Raw genomic sequence first — 2,290 nt, 5'->3', positions numbered from 1 at the left:
TAAGGCTATTGATCAGAATGAATTGGATAAGTTTCAACTCTTCTTTGAAGAAGGGAAATTTAAAGAATTGGATCTTTACAAACAAAATGAAAAATATGAATTAATTGATTCTTTAGCAGTTATAAGTGAAGAAGATGAAATTATTTTGATTAAGCAGAATCCATGGGGTAGGTTTAAGGTTGATAATTTAGCATGCGCTGATCAAAAACAATTAGATTATAGTTTGAATAACGGCGATACAGGAAGTTATCCGCTAGATATTAATAATACTGTTTATAATCTCTTTTCTAAATTCATTGAAATAGGTATTACAACCTAAACTTTATCCTGCAACAACAATTTGATTACATTTTTTAGTGCCGGGTTCCGGTTAGATTCTTTCCAGATCATGTAAAGTTCTGTTCTTTGCGGAATATGGGTAAGCTCTACAAACTTTACGTTTTCCTGATAGCCATATTGCAGGGCGGTGGGTACAATGGCAATGCCCAAACCTTCTTCTACCAGTTTGTAAATGGTTAACGCATTAACCGATTTGTGATAGGTTTTGGGTTTAAAGCCATGATCCTCGCAAATGCTCATCATTAGGTCGTAATAGAATGGACTGTCATCACTAGAGAAAAAGATAAAGGGTTCATTGCCCAATTTTTTTACCGCTTCAAATGATGCCTTTTTCATGGGATGACTTTTAGGCAATACAAGGGAAAAAGTATCCTGATGGATCATGTGTTTAGAAATGCCAGGTTTAAACTGTTGCATCCTTACAAAACCCATATCAAGCATGTCTTTTTCCAACAGTTCGATCTGTAACTTATTGGGCATTTCGTCCAGATTTGTTCTGATTTCTGGAAAATCTTTGTTCAGTTTAAATATAACTTCGGGGACGATTTTTTGTGCTGCTGAGCCTAAAAAACCAATTCGAAGTTCGCCCTGTTTGCCTTCATTAATATTGCTGATCTGTTTTTTAATGTTTTCGATATGGCTGAACAGAAAATCTACCTCATCTTTTAGGTACAGGCCTGCTTCGGTAAGCTCCACCTTTTTCTTATTGCGATCGAACAATGGGGCGTTAAAAATTTCCTCCATCTGTTTAATCTGCCGGCTCAGGCCTGGTTGAGAAATAAAAAGGCGATCTGCGGCCTTTCTAAACTTCAGTTCCTCGGCCAAAACCTGAAAATATTTTAAGTGCCTAAGTTCTATCTGATAACCCATGGTTATTACATGATGATGTAATTGGTATTTATAGGTATCAARTATAGAGCTTATTTTTGTTTAAAACCTTTTTAACATGAGCGAGCAACAGATTTTTAATTATGGAACAGATCATTTAACCGCTAAACTGGCTTTGGCCATCAGCAATGGCGAGATAAAAGGAATATTGAGCCAGGATACCCGCAATAAAGTACTGGAAAGTAGTAAGGTAGTTGAACGGATAGCGGTTTCAGGTAAAGCCGTTTACGGCATCAATACCGGTTTCGGACCACTGTGTACCTCCATGATTTCGGCGGTTGATACCCGTAAATTACAAGAGAATATTTTGAAAAGTCATGCTGTTGGTGTTGGAGAGCCGATAGATAGTGAAATATCAAAACTGATGTTGGTTTTAAAACTACAGGCTTTAGCGCAGGGATATTCAGGTATTAAAATCGAAACGCTCGATCGAATGATCTGGTTTTTAGAAATCGGTGCTATACCGGTAGTACCCAAACAAGGCTCTGTTGGTGCCTCCGGCGATCTTGCTCCTTTATCTCACCTCTTTTTGCCTTTAATTGGCTTAGGAAAAGTTCATTACAAAGGTGAAATTATTGCTACAGCTCAGCTTTTACAAGAATATCAGATGAGTCCGCTGCAGTTGGGGCCAAAAGAAGGCTTGGCCCTCATTAATGGTACCCAGTTTATCGCTGCGCATGCCGTTAAAGTGGTACAGCGATTAGAAAATGTGCTGGCTTCAGCCAATATCATTTCGGCGATGATGATCGAAGGACTACAAGGCTCTGAAAAACCTTTTCATGCACAGCTTCATCAGCTTAGGCCTTATCCGGCAAATATTGCGGTTGCCGGGCAAGTACGTAAACTGTTGCGAGGTTCTGAAATTATGAAATCGCATGCCGATTGCGCCAAAGTACAGGATCCATATTCATTAAGGTGTATTCCACAAGTACATGGAGCTTCCAGAACGGCATGGATGCATTTAAAAGAAGCTTTAGAAATCGAACTGAATTCGGTAACGGATAACCCTGTAATATTTAATGACGATTTAACGATCAGCGGCGGTAATTTTCATGGTCAGCCA

At 38.8% G+C, this 2,290-nt stretch carries 3 protein-coding genes; 2 read left to right on the top strand and 1 reads right to left on the bottom strand.

Translation table 11 applies throughout. The features are described from left to right. The coding region (locus AC1DPQ_RS25360) for a DUF8184 family protein (protein WP_477611260.1) at nt 1-319 on the top strand (319 nt) is incomplete at its 5' end. On the opposite strand, the gene AC1DPQ_RS25355 is transcribed toward AC1DPQ_RS25360, so the two are convergent. After that, complete coding sequence (locus AC1DPQ_RS25355; protein ID WP_477578646.1) at nt 316-1,209, bottom strand: LysR family transcriptional regulator; 894 nt, start codon at nt 1,207-1,209, stop codon at nt 316-318. The genes AC1DPQ_RS25360 and AC1DPQ_RS25355 overlap by 4 nt on opposite strands. Before the next feature lie 76 nt (nt 1,210-1,285). On the opposite strand from AC1DPQ_RS25355, the gene AC1DPQ_RS25350 reads away from it, so the two are divergent. Beyond that, the coding region (locus tag AC1DPQ_RS25350) for an HAL/PAL/TAL family ammonia-lyase (RefSeq protein WP_477611259.1) at nt 1,286-2,290 on the top strand (1,005 nt) is incomplete at its 3' end.

The organism is Pedobacter sp. 01T416_2 (assembly GCF_056398925.1).
The sequence above is the reverse complement of the archived record's forward strand: the minus strand, read 5'-3'. Positions and strand labels throughout refer to the sequence as shown.

What these genes read in the sequence shown, in the direction of transcription:
- AC1DPQ_RS25355 (WP_477578646.1), bottom strand. Translation starts at nt 1,209, where the DNA reads ATGGGTTATCAGATAGAACTTAGGCACTTAAAATATTTTCAGGTTTTG.